The 14,885-nt window shown below is 37.7% G+C and carries 17 protein-coding genes and 3 pseudogenes; 16 read left to right on the top strand and 4 right to left on the bottom strand.

From position 1 onward, the window contains the following. Nucleotides 1-379: 379 nt before the first annotated feature. Nucleotides 380-973, bottom strand: a complete 594-nt coding sequence (locus tag ACFSCZ_RS11660) for a TetR/AcrR family transcriptional regulator (protein ID WP_380774102.1) — start codon at nucleotides 971-973, stop codon at nucleotides 380-382. Between the two features lie 85 nt (nucleotides 974-1,058). Between ACFSCZ_RS11660 and ACFSCZ_RS11655 the strand changes: the two genes are divergently transcribed. The 5 genes and pseudogenes from ACFSCZ_RS11655 (at nucleotide 1,059) to blaOXA (ending at nucleotide 5,128) form a co-directional block, all read left to right on the top strand. Beyond that, nucleotides 1,059-1,766: a GAP family protein gene (locus ACFSCZ_RS11655; RefSeq protein ID WP_380774101.1), complete on the top strand. Its 708-nt coding sequence runs from the start codon at nucleotides 1,059-1,061 to the stop codon at nucleotides 1,764-1,766. Nucleotides 1,767-1,806: 40 nt separating this feature from the next. Continuing rightward, a complete protein-coding gene (locus tag ACFSCZ_RS11650; protein ID WP_380774100.1) occupies nucleotides 1,807-2,019 on the top strand; it encodes a hypothetical protein in 213 nt (70 codons plus the stop codon). Then, a pseudogene (locus ACFSCZ_RS11645) lies at nucleotides 2,012-3,309 on the top strand (ISL3 family transposase). The gene ACFSCZ_RS11650 and the pseudogene ACFSCZ_RS11645 overlap by 8 nt, the downstream one beginning before the upstream one ends. 508 nt (nucleotides 3,310-3,817) lie before the next feature. Beyond that, nucleotides 3,818-4,192 (top strand): hypothetical protein, encoded by a 375-nt coding sequence (locus ACFSCZ_RS11640; protein ID WP_380774099.1) that lies wholly within the window; start codon nucleotides 3,818-3,820, stop codon nucleotides 4,190-4,192. Between the two features lie 140 nt (nucleotides 4,193-4,332). Further along, nucleotides 4,333-5,128: pseudogene (gene blaOXA / locus ACFSCZ_RS11635) on the top strand (class D beta-lactamase). Between the two features lie 395 nt (nucleotides 5,129-5,523). On the opposite strand, the gene ACFSCZ_RS11630 reads toward blaOXA, so the two are convergent. Next, nucleotides 5,524-5,805, bottom strand: coding sequence for a CPBP family glutamic-type intramembrane protease (locus ACFSCZ_RS11630; RefSeq protein ID WP_380774098.1), 282 nt, complete (start codon nucleotides 5,803-5,805; stop codon nucleotides 5,524-5,526). Between the two features lie 384 nt (nucleotides 5,806-6,189). Here ACFSCZ_RS11630 and ACFSCZ_RS11625 point away from each other — a divergent pair, with 384 nt between their 5' ends. After that, complete coding sequence (locus ACFSCZ_RS11625) at nucleotides 6,190-6,942, top strand: alpha/beta fold hydrolase (RefSeq protein WP_380774097.1); 753 nt, start codon at nucleotides 6,190-6,192, stop codon at nucleotides 6,940-6,942. Nucleotides 6,943-7,244: 302 nt separating this feature from the next. On the opposite strand, the gene ACFSCZ_RS11620 is transcribed toward ACFSCZ_RS11625, so the two are convergent. Both ACFSCZ_RS11620 and ACFSCZ_RS11615 read right to left on the bottom strand, forming a co-directional pair. Then, nucleotides 7,245-7,397 carry an IS3 family transposase gene (locus ACFSCZ_RS11620; protein ID WP_380774096.1) on the bottom strand — a complete coding sequence of 51 codons (153 nt, stop codon included), beginning with the start codon at nucleotides 7,395-7,397 and terminating at the stop codon, nucleotides 7,245-7,247. A gap of 3 nt (nucleotides 7,398-7,400) precedes the next feature. Continuing rightward, nucleotides 7,401-7,748: a transposase gene (locus ACFSCZ_RS11615; protein ID WP_380774107.1), complete on the bottom strand. Its 348-nt coding sequence runs from the start codon at nucleotides 7,746-7,748 to the stop codon at nucleotides 7,401-7,403. A gap of 112 nt (nucleotides 7,749-7,860) precedes the next feature. Between ACFSCZ_RS11615 and ACFSCZ_RS11610 the strand changes: the two genes are divergently transcribed. From ACFSCZ_RS11610 to ACFSCZ_RS11565, 10 genes and pseudogenes are all read left to right on the top strand, one after another. After that, nucleotides 7,861-8,301 carry a DUF3231 family protein gene (locus tag ACFSCZ_RS11610; RefSeq protein WP_380774095.1) on the top strand — a complete coding sequence of 147 codons (441 nt, stop codon included), beginning with the start codon at nucleotides 7,861-7,863 and terminating at the stop codon, nucleotides 8,299-8,301. A 43-nt stretch (nucleotides 8,302-8,344) separates the two neighbouring features. Beyond that, the gene (locus tag ACFSCZ_RS11605) at nucleotides 8,345-8,761 is read left to right on the top strand and encodes a DUF3231 family protein (RefSeq protein ID WP_380774106.1); all 417 of its coding nucleotides are present in this window, start codon (nucleotides 8,345-8,347) and stop codon (nucleotides 8,759-8,761) included. Nucleotides 8,762-8,801: 40 nt separating this feature from the next. Next, the gene (speB, locus tag ACFSCZ_RS11600) at nucleotides 8,802-9,764 is read left to right on the top strand and encodes an agmatinase (protein WP_380774094.1); all 963 of its coding nucleotides are present in this window, start codon (nucleotides 8,802-8,804) and stop codon (nucleotides 9,762-9,764) included. A 158-nt stretch (nucleotides 9,765-9,922) separates the two neighbouring features. Beyond that, nucleotides 9,923-11,296, top strand: a complete 1,374-nt coding sequence (locus tag ACFSCZ_RS11595) for a Na+/H+ antiporter NhaC family protein (protein ID WP_380774093.1) — start codon at nucleotides 9,923-9,925, stop codon at nucleotides 11,294-11,296. 195 nt (nucleotides 11,297-11,491) lie between these two features. Continuing rightward, the gene (locus ACFSCZ_RS11590) at nucleotides 11,492-12,772 is read left to right on the top strand and encodes an amidase (RefSeq protein WP_380774105.1); all 1,281 of its coding nucleotides are present in this window, start codon (nucleotides 11,492-11,494) and stop codon (nucleotides 12,770-12,772) included. A gap of 128 nt (nucleotides 12,773-12,900) precedes the next feature. Continuing rightward, the gene (locus ACFSCZ_RS11585) at nucleotides 12,901-13,002 is read left to right on the top strand and encodes a hypothetical protein (RefSeq protein WP_380774092.1); all 102 of its coding nucleotides are present in this window, start codon (nucleotides 12,901-12,903) and stop codon (nucleotides 13,000-13,002) included. 56 nt (nucleotides 13,003-13,058) lie between these two features. Further along, nucleotides 13,059-13,262 carry a hypothetical protein gene (locus ACFSCZ_RS11580; protein ID WP_380774091.1) on the top strand — a complete coding sequence of 68 codons (204 nt, stop codon included), beginning with the start codon at nucleotides 13,059-13,061 and terminating at the stop codon, nucleotides 13,260-13,262. Nucleotides 13,263-13,279: 17 nt separating this feature from the next. Next, entirely contained in the window at nucleotides 13,280-13,477 is a 198-nt protein-coding gene (locus ACFSCZ_RS11575; RefSeq protein ID WP_380774090.1) for an ATP-binding protein, read from the top strand. Nucleotides 13,478-13,916: 439 nt separating this feature from the next. Next, nucleotides 13,917-14,123, top strand: coding sequence for a hypothetical protein (locus tag ACFSCZ_RS11570; RefSeq protein ID WP_380774089.1), 207 nt, complete (start codon nucleotides 13,917-13,919; stop codon nucleotides 14,121-14,123). Between the two features lie 357 nt (nucleotides 14,124-14,480). Further along, nucleotides 14,481-14,603 (top strand): annotated as a pseudogene (locus tag ACFSCZ_RS11565) (site-specific integrase); the annotation flags it as partial. Between the last annotated feature and the right edge of the window lie 282 nt (nucleotides 14,604-14,885).

The following is a 14,885-nucleotide window of genomic DNA, read 5'->3' as shown; positions in this document are numbered from 1 at the left end:
GCATCTATTGCTTTTTACGGGCGACAGCTTCCGTTACAAAGAGTCATTATTACATTCATAAGGCCGTTGGCGAGTGGCATGCATTTTTAAATGCCATTTCATACATTTTTTACTTGCCAAATACAGCTTACGACTTATGCGATCGTATAATTTGGTTTAGGGATTGGTGACCTACCTATAGATGGTGTTGACCTTTGAAATTTGTTCACAAGGAAATTAAATGATAAAAGTAATGGCTAGTATCAAAAATCGTGACTGGAGACAGTGGTGACACTGTTTCTTTTTTTGGCTCTTCCGATTTTATGGTGGGATTCTACTTTTTTTCATTGTCAGTCATTCCACAGGGTTTATTTAAAAAACAAGTGTTTAACTTAATATATTATTGATTGCAAAGTTCATTTAAGTGGTGAGTAATAATTTGTTCCGTTTTTTCAATTGTGAATATATCCGGTCTTAATAGAGCATGTATGGATAAACCTTCAATGACTACTGAAAGCCTTAATTTTTCTATTTCAATATTTATGTCTTTATTTACATAGCCTGCTTTTATCAATATTTCAAGCAGTGCTTCCATTAAAATATATTCTCCTTCAGTTAGTTCATCTTTTTTCGTGTTCAAAGCTACACTTGTAAGTGAGCGAATGGCGAAAACTAGCCAAACGCAAGTTTCAGTTTGTTTATCCCGATCCACAGGAACTAATTCTAACAACGTTTCCTGTACTGCAATCAGAGGGTTTTTTGACCATGATTTATTCTCCGACCGTTCTTTCCCACGAGCAAGAAAATATTCCATGATAAATAATAGTAATTCATCTTGGTTTGAGAAATAATGTCTTAGTGCTCCGGTAGACATTCCAGCTTCAGATGCAATTCTTCGGATAGATGCTTTTTCAATGCCTTCCGTTTCAATAATTTTCCAAGCTGTTTCAACGATAATTTTCCTTTTGTGATCATGATCAACAATTTTTGGCACTCAAATCACCTCTTGTTTTTATTTAGCACACTGTGTTATTATGATTTTATCACAGTGTGTGAAATAAATGAAGGGGGATGTTTAGGTGCTTGAAATCATTGAATCATTAGTTCCTACCAACATAGATTTCACAACAGCACTTCTCATTATTGTGCTCTGTGCTTTCATTGATATCTTAAGCCCCGGAGTATTGGCGATCACAGCTTATATCTTACTAATACAAAAAGAAAAATTGAAATCGCGTTTGATTGTGTTTTTATTATCGACGCAACTTTGCTATTTTATCATAGGAATTTTGGTTTACCTAGGAGTGGGGCCGATTCTTGGTTTTATAGAAAGTATGACCAAGAATCAAATTTCAAGTTGGTTTTATACGATTATTGGTGCCGCCCTTGTACTAATTAGCTTTTATAAGCCTGAGAAAGGAATGGAATCACGATTTATGGAATGGTTACCAAGTCAAGTATCTTTAAGGGCGATGATTATACTCGGTATCATTGTGTTTACGATCGAGTTTGCCACCGCTTTACCGTATTTTTACTCGATCTTACTAATGGATGGTTTAGCGTTTAATACGGGGGTGTCCATAAGTATTTTACTTGGCTATAACGTGATTATGGTACTTCCTTCATTCTTACTATTGATCATTTTTATACTATTTAGAAGATGGTTACAAAACAAGCTTGAAAAACTAAGAAAAAAATTAGTAAAAGCTCCATTGTCTTCTGTATTAATGGCATTCACAGTTATTGGGGCGGTTTTATTCAATATTAGCATTAGGGGAATTTTATAGTGATTTCATCAGTTAATTTTTTGAAAGGGGATGTAGTGTTGTGAAAGAGATTGCAAGCGGTGTAAGTCTACTTCTATTCATTCAAGGAATTGGGGGTATCATAAACCGATTAACAAATGGCGGACCAAGTTGGTTTCTGGTAAATTACATCGAAGCTTTGCAAGGGAATGAAATTATAGCCAGTATTGTTTTAGTTATACTGGGAGCAATTATTGGTGTAGGTTCTCTCAAAATAAAAGGTATAGATGACTAACCTATTGTCTTTTTAAGACTTCAAAGTTACTGAACCACCACAAGAAAATGAAAGCGATATGTTGTTTAAAGTGGAAGCAATCAATCCATCAGAAAGTTGTCCTGAATGTGGTTTTGACAAGTTATATAAGCACAACTCACGATAGCAATTGATTATGGATTTGCCCATTCGTTTAAAGCGAGTGGGCTTACAATTGAATCGTGGACGTTATTTGTGTTGTGAATGTGATTCTACTTCTGGGAACGCCTTACATCCATTGACGAAAAGCGTAGTATGACCAAAAGGCTTGTAGAAGCTATCGAAGAACAATCCATGTCAAACACAAACACCTTTGTAGAAGTTGCAGAAAACGTTGGTGTTGACGAGGAGACCGTCAGGAACGTCTTTTAGGACTACGTATCATTTAAAGAGCGAGAGTACCAGTTTGAGACTCCTAAATGGCTTGGGATAGATGAAATACACATTGTCCGTAAACCTTACCTTGTATTGACTAACGTTTAACGTAGGACTAACTATGACATCAAGCCCAACTGTAACAAGGAAACAGTCATTCAACGCCTTTCAGAGATCAGTGACAGGACCTATATTGAATACGTCACAATGGATATGTGGAAGCCTTACAAAGATGCTGTTAATACCGTCTTACCACACACGAAAGTGGTTGTAGATAAGTTCCATGTTGTCCGCATGGCTAACCAAGCCTTAGACGATGTTAGAAAGGCTATCAAAGCTAAAATGACAGCTTTGGAAAGACGTACCCTTTTGCGTGAGAGGCTTATCCACCTAAAGCGTAAACACGAATTTAATGCGTGAAGCATTTCTCTTAGATACTTGGTTAGGTAATCTGCCTGATCTAAAAGAAGCCCATGAACTCAAAGAAGAATTTTACTGGATATGGGATGCCGATGATCCTGAAGAAGGCAGAGACCGTTACAGAAAGTGGAGAATACAAGTAACTCCAAAGACACTTATTAAGACCTTATGAGAGCTGTAGACAACTGGCAAGAGGGAATATTCAACTACTTCGATAAAAAACTTACAAACGCTTATACAGAATTAATAAACAGTATTATTAGGCAGGTTACTCTTTTGAAGTGTTACGAGCCAAAATACTGTTTAATGAGAACCTCCATAAAAAAACGTAAGCCACGATTTAATTCAAGTGCTTTCAGCAAGGCTATATTATACGACACTTTCAATTAACATGAAGTAACAGCCCACGTCATAACAGGTAACTATGGTGTCCATTTTCCCGCACTAATTAAGAAATTGGAAAAGGGTGACTTGTAAGCCCTTTTCCACCATAAAGTCCGAATACCCCTTTTTTTATACATTAAAGAAGAATAAAGGATACTTGTTAAATAGGAGTGTTCATGAATGCTCGAAACAATCTACTTAAGCAAAACGTTTAAAGAGAAGAAAGCCGTTGATGGACTTTGATATATATTGGACATAATGAATCGATCGTTTGCTTGGACCGAATGGAGCAGGTAAGTCAACATCAATTTCCAATTGCCTCGTTAGTAAAACCAACGTCAGGGGATGTTCTATTGAATGGGAAAAGCACGAGATGGATTAATGATAAGAAACAAATGGAATACATTCATTCACTGTTTATGCGAGAACTCTTTTTTAGGGACTACGAAAAATACAGAAATTCAGCGGGCATGATGATAAACAAGTGGCAGGGCAAGCGATATTCAATAATTGGGAAAATAACAAAAATAAGCAAATTGACTCATGTAAGGACTATTAATTAATGTTATTATTTCCCATAAATGTAAAAAGGAGGAGCAAGATGAAAAAAAATAAGTTTTTTATTTCCTTGTTACTAGGTGTAATTATGGCCGTTTCTGTGAGTGTAGAGGCTAATGCTGCAAATAATTATAAACATGTATATTTATCTGGTTCTGGTCCAGTATATTCGAATTGGTTGAATCCAAAAGATCATTTCAAACTATATATATATAATAGTAATAACCTCAATGTTGGATATGATGTATTTGATAGTAAAGGAAGAATTGTTGCTAATGGTACAATAAAAGATGCTGGTACCATTACTCGTTCCGTCACAGATAATGGACTCAAATATAGAGTTCGCCTACGTTGTCAAGAACCTTGGTGGAACAAGACAAAATGTAATGCTTTTGCATATATTAGGGATTATTATTAATCCGTAAACATTGACATATAGGGTCCCGAAAATGCGGATTTACAACGATAAACCCTATTTATATATTAAACCCTATTAATACAAAGCTCTCTGTCTTAATGTTGTAAATCCTCTTTTAAAAGGAAGAGGCAAAAATGAAGATGACTAAGGCTGCTGTCATATTATTATTCTTAGTTGCACTGACTTTTGGTGGGGCCACCATGGCGACGGAAGCGCAACAGGGAAAAACAAAGGAATTGAATATTGAAAAGTTATTTAACGGGAAAGAGGGTACGATGGTTCTTAAAAATCTAAAAAACGATAAAGTTTATGTGTATAACAAGGAAAGAAGCACAAAAAGGTTTACGCCTGAATCGACCTTCAAAGTACCTACTGCCTTAATTGGTCTGCAAACGTCAGCTGTAAGGGATGAATATGAAGTCAAGCGCTGGGATGGAGTAGTAAGAGAGTTCGAATGCTGGAACCGTGATCACTCATTGGCATCTGCTATGAGAGGGTCTGCAATTTGGTTTTATCAGGATATGACACGAGATATCGGGGAAACAAGGATACAAGAAAATATTAGAAAAATGGGATATGGAAATCAGGATATTTCGGGCGAATCGATACCTTTTGGCTGGACAGCAGCCTGAAAATTTCTGTGCTTGAGCAAATAAACTTCATGGAAAAGTTAGTCAAGGAAGAGCTCCCATTTGTAGAAAAACATCAAAAAACGGTTAAACGGATGATGATACAGGATGAACAGGACGACTACACGCTTATGGAAAAACTGGAACAAGGCTTTCGGATCTAGGACTGGGATGGTACGTTGGCTTTATTAATACAAAAAAGGATACTTGGGTTTTTGCAGTGAATATCAACGGCTCTGGAACCGAAGCAAAAAATATTACACATGAAACATTAAAGCGGATGGACATTATCAAAGTGGTGAAATAGGACCTTCTTGAGCAATTGAATCATTTGTAAGGTACATTAAACTTCCTTTTTAACCGAATAAGTTTAATAAATGGTTTTATGAAGGTTACCACCCGCCTCATGAAATGGAGCATGTCCTTCCGGATGGTTCTATGGAATTGGTTTTCAATCTTGAAGAAGACATGATTAACGTATACGACTCAAAATAATCATGATCGGTTTAAAAGTTTTCGTAAGAGCTTAATCCCTGGTCCACATTTAGACTTTATAGTTATCGATACAGCATGACAGGCTGAATAACTCTTAGATTTGCAACTTTATTGTCATTTTTTTAGCACAATATAAAATCCATAAAAAACTTTATCTAAACCCCATCTTGAAACCGAAACGGGGTTATATGGGTATGTGCATTGAAATTAAATCATTATTATTGTCGCTTTACAGGTTGAATGGAATTCGTTGATTTCATTCAATAGGCGACCTATTAAAAACCAGAAAATCCAATCAAAGAAAAGATGGACGCAATAAGCTATAAAGATGTTTCTGCTTAAACTGTAAGCACATTTATAGCAGGGGATGCCAATAGCAAAAACAGATTGTGACCAATATTCATAGGTGGGTGAATGAAGTAGCCCGAACAGTATAGATGCGATCACCATTGGCAAGAGGACAGTCCCCAATTTTCTTTGTAAAGTCATAGGGCATCTACATTTCTGCGATAGGTCAATTTCAATCGGAAATGTGCAAACTCTTCAGTAACAATAAAGTAATCGGCACTGTCATTGGACAAATTAGGCTCATCAATCCATCTTTAAAAACATCCTTTAAATAGCGTACAGGCATCAATAGATTCATAAAAATAGTTTAGCTTGTTGCTCTGCAATGGGCCGTTCAATCTTGGTCACATCCCATTTATTATCTACAGGTCTATATTGTTGTTTATTTACAAAAAGGTCATTTAATTCATATGTCTTTATTCCGCAATCGGGCCAGTTTGGGGAATAAGGGAAGGAATCTTAGAAATGAAACGAAGATAGTCATGAGCAGTGCCCACTTTTTTCAGGGAAAGGAGATTGAAATAGATGGATCTTCATTACGAAATTAAAGGAAACGGAAAACCGGTTATATTACTTCATAGTGGAGCTATGGATTCACGTGACTGGGAATTCATCACACCACATCTTTCAAAGTCGTTCAAAGTAATCACTCCTGATGTCCGGGGTGCAGGGAGGTCACCCGTTCCGAATGAACCCATTGATTATGTTGAGGATCTTAGAAAACTCTTGGATCATCTTAAAATTAAGAAAGGTGCCCTCGTTGGACATTCCCTAGGTGGACAAATTGCAACTGATTTTACTCTGACCTATCCGAAAAGGGTTTCTCAACTGGTATTGGTCGCTCCAGGCCTGTCGGGGTTTAAATTTTCTTCCGAACATGCGGAATTAGAGAGCCGAGTTTCTAAAGCTGCACCAGATGTCGAGAAAATGACTAATATAACATTAAGCGAGCCTTCCTGGACCGTTTCTTTCGGAAAAGCATACGATTTATTGCGTGAAATGATGATACATAATATTCAAAAGACTTTTGATTGGAAAACATTCGAAACTGTTTCCTCTAGTTCAGCGATGGAAAGATTGGGAGAAATTAAAACGAAGACACTTTTTATCATAGGCGAGAAGGACTCAGAAGATCTCTTTAAAATCGCACAATTATATAAGGAAGTTCCCAATATTAACTTTGTACGTATACCTGGTGCTAATCACATCATCACTTTGACCCATCCTAAGGACGTTTCCGACCACATCAGTCATTTTTTGAGCTTACCAGAATGGTAATCAGAAATGAGAGTCTTGTCACTTGTTCTGTTTCTTTAATGGAAAAGTAGGAGATTACTATAACGAAAGAATAAGGTTTTCCACTAGAAACTCTATATGATGAAAAAACATAGAATAGATTTATACTGACCCCATTGGCTTGGGCTGGCTTTACTAAGAGGGCTTGAAATGGACCCTAACAAATCGCTTCAATAAAGGCAAATTTTAACTAGATTATTATCAAATATTTGGGACTGTAAACTAAACTGTGTAAGTGAGAGAGCGTACGGCTTCGTGGTTACCCCCAAAAGTTAAAATTTTTATTATGCAGCTGATTGGCTGGATTGAGCTCTGTATTCAACTGGACTTAATCCAGCCAATTTTTCTTTTGGTCGTACATGGTTATACCAGTAGATATATTCCTCAATCCTCTTTTTTAATTCTTCATAGCTTACTAATTCTTCAACGTAATACATTTCTTATTTTAAAATGCCAAAGAAATTCTCTATTGAAGGATTGTCCGCACAGGTTGCTTTACGAGACATGCTTTGGAATACTTTATTTTTGTTTAATGTCTTCACCCATTCTTTGTGCTGGTAATGCGACGCTTGATCAGAATGAATGGTGGTACGGTAGGTTGCGCAATTCTTTATTATCTCTATCGTTTCCCTCAAAGGTTCCATGACAAGCTCTAACGTTGGACGCTTCTTGGTTTCAAACGCAATAATTTCCCCGTTATAAAGGTCAAGAGTCGGATTTAAATATAACTTCTCTTCGCCTAGACATTTGAATTCTGTAATGTCGGTTACTAACTTTTGAAGAGGAATAAAAAAATAGTGAGGTGTAAAAGTGGATACAGTACATACAGCTAAATTAACTTCTGCTGAGATTGCTGCATTATGGACACAATGAAACAGCCAGTATTTGCTTTCATAAACTATGATGGAACAAATAGTGGATAGGGATATATTAGATTTATCTGAATACGCAATGTCTCTAAGTATAAAACATGTAGAAAAAGCAAAAGAGTTCTTTAGGAGTGAAGGTTATCCCATTCCTATAGGATTTAAGGATAATGACTATACACCAAATTCCCCGCAACTTTTTTATGATGTTTTTTGTTTAAATTATTTAAACATCATGTCTTTACATTGTTGTCATGGATATAGCGGAGCAATTACGACAAGTTCACGATTGGATGTTCGTAATTATTTTACTGAATGTCTGGCTAGTTCGGTTGAATTATGCAATCGTACTAAGAATGTATTACAAGAAAAAGGTCTATTTCATCGCCCTCCAAACATAACTCCACCCGAAAGAGCAGAATATGTAGTGGACAATAATTTTTTAGTGGATGGCTTGGAGAGACAAGAGCTTTAAGTTGTATTGAAATAACAGATATTTATTTTAATCTAAAAAAAGCATATTCGCAAAAGCTTTAGTAGTCGCATCAAATCAAGTTGCAAAATCCGATAAAGTAAAGAATTTCTTACAAAAAGCAATTAAGATAAAAGAGGACCATGTAAAAATGTTTTCTGAGCTATTAACCACAGGTAATCTTCCAGTACCGCCTTTATTTGAAGATGGGATAACTAATTCTACGGTCTCACCTTTTTCGGAAAAGCTATTGGTGTACCAAATTGGATTTTTATTCTCAAACGCAATGGTTTATTACGGTACAGCTTGGGCATCATCACCAAGACGAGATTTAACATCATTGTATATGATGGTTGTTATGAAAGATTTAAAAATAGGAAATGATTGGATTAAACTAACGATAAAGAATGGCAGGCTTGAGCAACCACCATTAGCAGCAGATAGCAGTAAGTTGGCAAAGTAAATTTACTGAAAGCGCTTTAGTTAAAAAGGAGGACATAGATATGTACAGACCAAAAGACTCATCTCAATCCCCACGCTTTGTCGGCAACCGGACTTTTATGAGACTGGAGCAGGTAAGGACCACGGATGACATAGATTTCGCTGTTATTGGTGTACCGTTCGACACGGCCGCATCCAACCGTACAGGGCAGCGTTTCGGCCCTCAGCACATTCGTGATTTCTCTGTCTTGCTTCGTCCGTATAACCCTGACATGTGCATCGATATTTTTGAATACTGCTCTGGTGTCGATTATGGCGATATTAATGTAATACCGGGAAATGTCCTCCGGACATACGACAGCATGATCGAAGGATTGACTCCGCTGCTCGAGAAAAACGTCATCCCTATAATCATGGGCGGAGACCATTCAATTACCCTGGGTAACCTCCGTGCTTTCCATAAAAGATACGGGAAGATCGCGCTTGTTCATTTTGATTCGCATGGCGACACATGGGATCATTATTACGGAGAAAAATATATGCACGGCACACCTTTTAGGCGGGCTGCTGAAGAAGGCCTGCTTGATATGGAACATTCCATCCAGGTGGGCATGAGGGGACCGCTGTATGGTCCCGGTGATATTGACGACGCACGTGAACTCGGATTTGAAGTCATCCCCATGAAAGAAGTCCGTCAAATCGGATTAGACCCGGTGATGAAAAAAATTCATGAGCGGGTACAAGACCGGCCGGTATTTGTTACGTATGACATCGATTTCGTAGACCCAGCGTATGCTCCGGGTACAGGTACCCCGGAAGTGGGCGGGCCGACAAGTTATGAAGCACTGGAATATGTACGCGGATTGGACGGCTTAGATGTTGTTGGCTTTGACTTGGTCGAAGTTTTGCCGACATATGATGCAAATGAAATTACCGCAGTACTTGCTTCGTCCGTTATGTATGAAATGATCACACTCATCGCTCTGAAAAAGAGGCGGCAGCATGAAAAAGGCTCGGGTGAATAAACACAGAACCGGGAGGAGTGGATAGCAAGGGTTTCAAACGATTATTATCACTGTCTATCCAGAAGTGAAAGCGTTATGATTGACAATCAGCGTCATTGAACCTTTTGAATAAAAGAGGATTCAGGAGAAGTATAGCTAATGTTAGGAGGTACAATGTGATGGATGAAACATTTGGCATATTATCTTTGTTGCCTATAGCAGTTGTAGTCATTTTTGCCTTGATTACAAAAAGGGTTATTGAACCATTGATTTTAGGTACGATTGTCGGGGCTGTTTTGCTTTATGGGTTTTCATTTTTTCCCAACTGGGTAGGCGATTTATTGGCAACCATGAGTGACCCGGATGTTGTTTGGACAATGGTCATACCAGCCTTGTTCGGGGTATTGATCGCTATGTTCGGGAATTCAAATTCGGGTACAGCTTTTCGCGAATTAGCCATAAAGTATGTAAAAAGCAGAGAAAATAGTTTGTTCGCCACCTATATCTTTGGAATCATCATATTCATGGATGAATATATGAACGCGTTACTGATAGGTGGGACGATGCGGAACTTGACGGATAAGTTCAAAGTGCCGAGGGAGGTCCTGGCATATGTCACGAACTCTGTTGGTACACCGGTGTCTGTACTCGTCCCATTTTCCAGCTGGGCTGTATTTTTAATGGGACTTTATGGGGCAAGTGAACTACTGGGGGGCAATGGGTTTACTTCTTATGTATCAAGTATACCTTTTATGATTTATCCTATGGTGACGTTAATCATTCTTCTTTTATTTATTTTTAATAAAGTGCCAAAGACAAGGTATGTAAAAGAGGCAATGAGACGAGCTGAAGGAGGAAATGTGTTCCCTGATGGAAGCAATGTTGCTGCTAATGATTTCAATGAAGAACTGAAAAAGGATGAAGCGAATACAAAAAAGCCAAGATTGATCAACTTTATCCTGCCTATCATTACCTTAGTAGCGGGAACCGTCATTTTTGATATGGATCTGATTATCGGTGTTATCATTGCAATCGCCACATGCTTCATACTATACCGTTTTAATGGCACGATGACTTACTCGGAATTATTTGAGACAAGCATTAAAGGAATCCAAGATATGGTGGAATTGATCATACTTATTGTAGCCATATTCTTACTGGTCAGGGTGAATGAGAATCTGGGAACGATTGAATTTGTTATTCACTCAGTAAAACCGATCATTACACCTATATTATTACCAGGTATAACGTTATTAGTTGTAGCCTTTTTAGGGTTTACTACCGGCAATTATTGGGGAACAATGGGAATTGTTCTGCCAATTATTCTTCCACTTGCACAAATAAGTGATGTTAACCTATCTTTAGTGCTTGGTGCAATGGTGTCCGGTGGGGTGTTTGGTAGTCATGTATGTTTCTTTGGTGATGCTGTAACATTAACAAGTGCATCTACCCAGGTAAGTAATATGGCGCAAATCAGAGTGTCACTTCCATATGCCTTAGCAGGGCTATTGATTTCTTTCGTTATTTTCCTGGGACTTGGCTTTATTGTGTAATACTGTTTGATTTTCTGCAAAGGATTGCATGAATTACATTGGATTGGATTTAGCTTTGTAAGGGAGGGCCCACAGCAATGATTTATTTTGTAGGATAATGGAACTGTAAAGAGGAGGAATTGAGAAAAATATGCATGAATTAAGCCTTGTACAAGTCGCATCTTTGATTAGAAAAAAAGTAGTTTCACCTGTTGAATTAACAACCAAAATATTAAAAAAATTGAAGAGAAGAACGGAGAAAATAACGCTTTCATCAGTGTAAGTAGCAAAATTGCATTAGAAGAAGCAAAAAATGCTGAGAAAGAAATTTTGAGTGGTAACTACAGAGGACCCTTACATGGCATCCCGTTGGCTTTGAAAGATAATATTTCAGTAAAAAGTTTATTTTGTACGAATGGTTCCATCATAGATAAAAACAATATGGCGCATAACGATGCTTTTTTAGTAAAACAACTGCGCCATGAAGGTGCTATTATCGTTGGTAAAACAAATCTAGACGAATACGCGAATCACGTAATAGGTATGAACAGGCATTATGGAATAATAAAAAATCCAATAAATAATAACCATACTGCCGGCGGCTCAAGTGGGGGAAGTGCGGTTTCCGTAGCCTTGAATTTATCTTATGGTGCAATTGGAACTGATACATCCGGCTCTGTTCGTATTCCGGCTGCTTGTTGTGGCATTGTTGGATTAAAACCAACCTACAATCTGATCCCTACAGAAGGTGTGACCCCTTTATCATGGTCTTTAGATCATGTAGGTATCTTAGCCAAGGATTGTAATGACGTATCCATATTATTACGGTCCCTTCTTGTGGGCTCAAAAGAAACATCAACCAACTTAGATCCACCCATGGATATTAGTCAATTGACAATCGGGGTTCCTGAAAACTATTTCTTCGAAATGGTGGATGAAATGGTAGAAAAGAAAATTAGAGAAGTTATTAATATATTTATAAGTCAGGGTGCGAGAGTAAAATATATAAATATCCCAAACGTAGAACAAGCGTTGATGGCACAAGAAGATATTATTGGGGCAGAAGGAGCTTTTCTCCATAAATTTCAATTGGAAGATCATAAAGGAAAATATGAAGAAGGAAATTACGAGTATTTTAAACATGGATTAACGATTACAAGAAGCAAATATGAGGAATCATTGATTATCCGGCAAAGATTAAATAGAGATTTTCAACAAATATTTAATAGCGTTGATATCCTTCTTACTCCTACTCTTCCAATAACAGCTCCAAAGCTTACTGCTGAAAAGGTAACTTGGGGAAATTATGAAGAAGATATTTTAACTGCTTTATCCCGTTTTACAGGGCCTTTTAACGTTACTGGTTTGCCTGCTTTAAGTGTTCCACTAGGAATTGATATGGATGGTTTACCAATAGGTCTGCAGATCGTAGGCAATATGTACAGTGAGAATAAAATAGTCTCTGTCGGAAAATGGATTATGGATCAAATGCGATGACAAATTAAAGATCAAGTCTTATTTTAGTTAACGGAGCATAAGAAAGCGGAAGAAACGATGGCCCGGACAGAAAAGTTATCCGTTGTTGGCCAGCTTGCAGCTGGTTCGCCCATGAAATCAGAAACCCCTTGACCGCGTTCAAAGGGTTCACGCAGTTGTTAAGCCAGGAGGGAAAGAACCGCTATCTGGAAGTCGTTTTGGATGAATTGAAGAGAATTGAAGAAATTTAAAAAGCGATTTATTGATCCTCGCCAAACCTCAGCCCTTGAAGCGGGAAAGGATTGATTTGAAATCATTGCAATCTAAAGCCCTACTTCATCAGGTAGACATTCAGACCGACATCAATCTAACCGACCCTTATATAGAAGGGGAAGCCAATCAATTAAAACAGGTTTTGATTAATATCCTTAAAAATGCAGTGGAATCTATGCCGGATGGCGGTAAGGTCCATGTTTTAGCTGAAAATATAAGGGGGGTAAGGTTGCCATAAAAATCCAGGATCATGGAATGGGCATTCCCGAAGAACGAATCAAAAGATTGGGTGAGCCGTTTTTCACCACAAAAGAAAAAGGAACGGGATTGGGATTGATGATCTCCTACCGCATTATCAAAGATCATGGCGGAGACTTGGAGATTGACAGCAAGCTTAAGGAAGGAACGACTATCCGTATTTTTCTCCCGGTAAAAAGTACATGTCCATCTTAGCATCCACTAATTGGGAAGGGAGGAAGTCTTTCCCTCAGCAAGTTCTTAGTGTTCCTCCCCTCAGCCATTATTTGTTTGTCTTTGGCATTACAGTGGGCTTCGCATCAGTGACCTTCTTCTTTTTCATTGGTGGAGGCCCGTAATGTGGAACACATACGATTGAAAGAAAAAAAGCCCGTAAAGCTAGGCGCATCAAAATGTCTGCTATCTTAAAAAACGATATCGAAAAATACACCTGATCGATGGCTGATTCCAATTATTTATTTCCGTCAAGAAAAGGGGATCGTCCGATTGGCCGGGGGCAAGCGTGGCAGATTTTAAATGAAGCAGCTGCAGCATGTAATATTCCGGGACCGATTGGAACGCACAAATGTTGAGTAACAGTTAATAAATTTTAACGATCAAATTGTGATCGTTAAATCATGACAGGAGATTAAAAATGAAAACCTTTTTATCCGGCTTTAGATTAACAGCATTAAAAGCGCATTATCCTGAATTAGAGAAGGGGGAACGCAATCCCTATACAGAAATAGGGAATCCATACGTGAAGGACATAGAAATTAAAATTGAAGATGAAGTTGAACATGTAAAAGAAATTTTAGAGTTTTTGCAGCAACAGGGAAATGATGTTTCAGAAATGAGATAGTATGGGCTGAAGGAACAAATTATTTTGGGTTTTTCAGGTCACTAAGAAATAAAACTTTACTTAGAGGCTTCATATCAGAATGTATTTGTGCCTTTATAATAGGGTTCTCACATCAATCATTAAGCGTTTAAGTTCATAGCAAACAAGCTCTATTGGCATCAAAGTTAGCCCTCCTTTTGTTATTATTATGAAACGAATTTGTAACAAAGGTAAGGCTTTCGTCAAAAATCCTTTTATACAAAAAATCACTTTTTATCGACAAAAGGTATTCCAGCTATCTCTGGAGGAAAACAAGAATGATAAAAACAAGGGCAAAATGCTGTTGAACCAATCCGCAGTAAAGAGGATATTAAAAACATGAAAGAATATCTTTTGCATCAATCGTACCGGGATTACTTCCCGTTTGTCTTTGGCATGAATAGCGGGCTTCGCATCAGTGACATTCTGCCTTTGCGTGATGTCCGGAATGTGGATCACATATCGGATGATATGATTGACGATGTGCTGAACGACTTTTCCTTGTAAACCTTAAAGGCTTAAGCCTTTCTTTTTCGCTTAAGCGAAATGGTAGTTAAAAAAGTAATGGTAAGTGCTTTGTGACATAATGTTGTTTAAAACGCAGCCGTTTTATTCAATTAAAGGGCCATTATATGTAAAGCAACAGCCCTGGTTGACTGTACCCTTCAAACCATTAATTGTAACTAAATTAGGCCATATCCATCCTCCCATATTAGTAGATATTGCCTATTTTATTCACATATC

The sequence above is a fragment of the Siminovitchia sediminis genome (genome assembly GCF_042680885.1).
Taxonomy (GTDB): domain Bacteria; phylum Bacillota; class Bacilli; order Bacillales; family Bacillaceae_C; genus Siminovitchia; species Siminovitchia sediminis.
Note: the sequence above shows the minus strand (reverse complement) of the source record. Positions and strands in the feature narration are given on the sequence as shown.

Coding starts and splice junctions, on each gene's coding strand:
- ACFSCZ_RS11640 (WP_380774099.1), top strand. CDS start 3,818: ATGAAAAAAAATAAGTTTTTTATTTCCTTGTTACTAGGTGTAATTATG.
- ACFSCZ_RS11630 (WP_380774098.1), bottom strand. CDS start 5,805: ATGACTTTACAAAGAAAATTGGGGACTGTCCTCTTGCCAATGGTGATC.
- ACFSCZ_RS11625 (WP_380774097.1), top strand. CDS start 6,190: ATGGATCTTCATTACGAAATTAAAGGAAACGGAAAACCGGTTATATTA.
- ACFSCZ_RS11620 (WP_380774096.1), bottom strand. CDS start 7,397: ATGTATTACGTTGAAGAATTAGTAAGCTATGAAGAATTAAAAAAGAGG.
- ACFSCZ_RS11610 (WP_380774095.1), top strand. CDS start 7,861: ATGATGGAACAAATAGTGGATAGGGATATATTAGATTTATCTGAATAC.
- speB (WP_380774094.1), top strand. CDS start 8,802: ATGTACAGACCAAAAGACTCATCTCAATCCCCACGCTTTGTCGGCAAC.
- ACFSCZ_RS11595 (WP_380774093.1), top strand. CDS start 9,923: ATGGATGAAACATTTGGCATATTATCTTTGTTGCCTATAGCAGTTGTA.
- ACFSCZ_RS11575 (WP_380774090.1), top strand. CDS start 13,280: ATGGGCATTCCCGAAGAACGAATCAAAAGATTGGGTGAGCCGTTTTTC.
- ACFSCZ_RS11570 (WP_380774089.1), top strand. CDS start 13,917: ATGAAAACCTTTTTATCCGGCTTTAGATTAACAGCATTAAAAGCGCAT.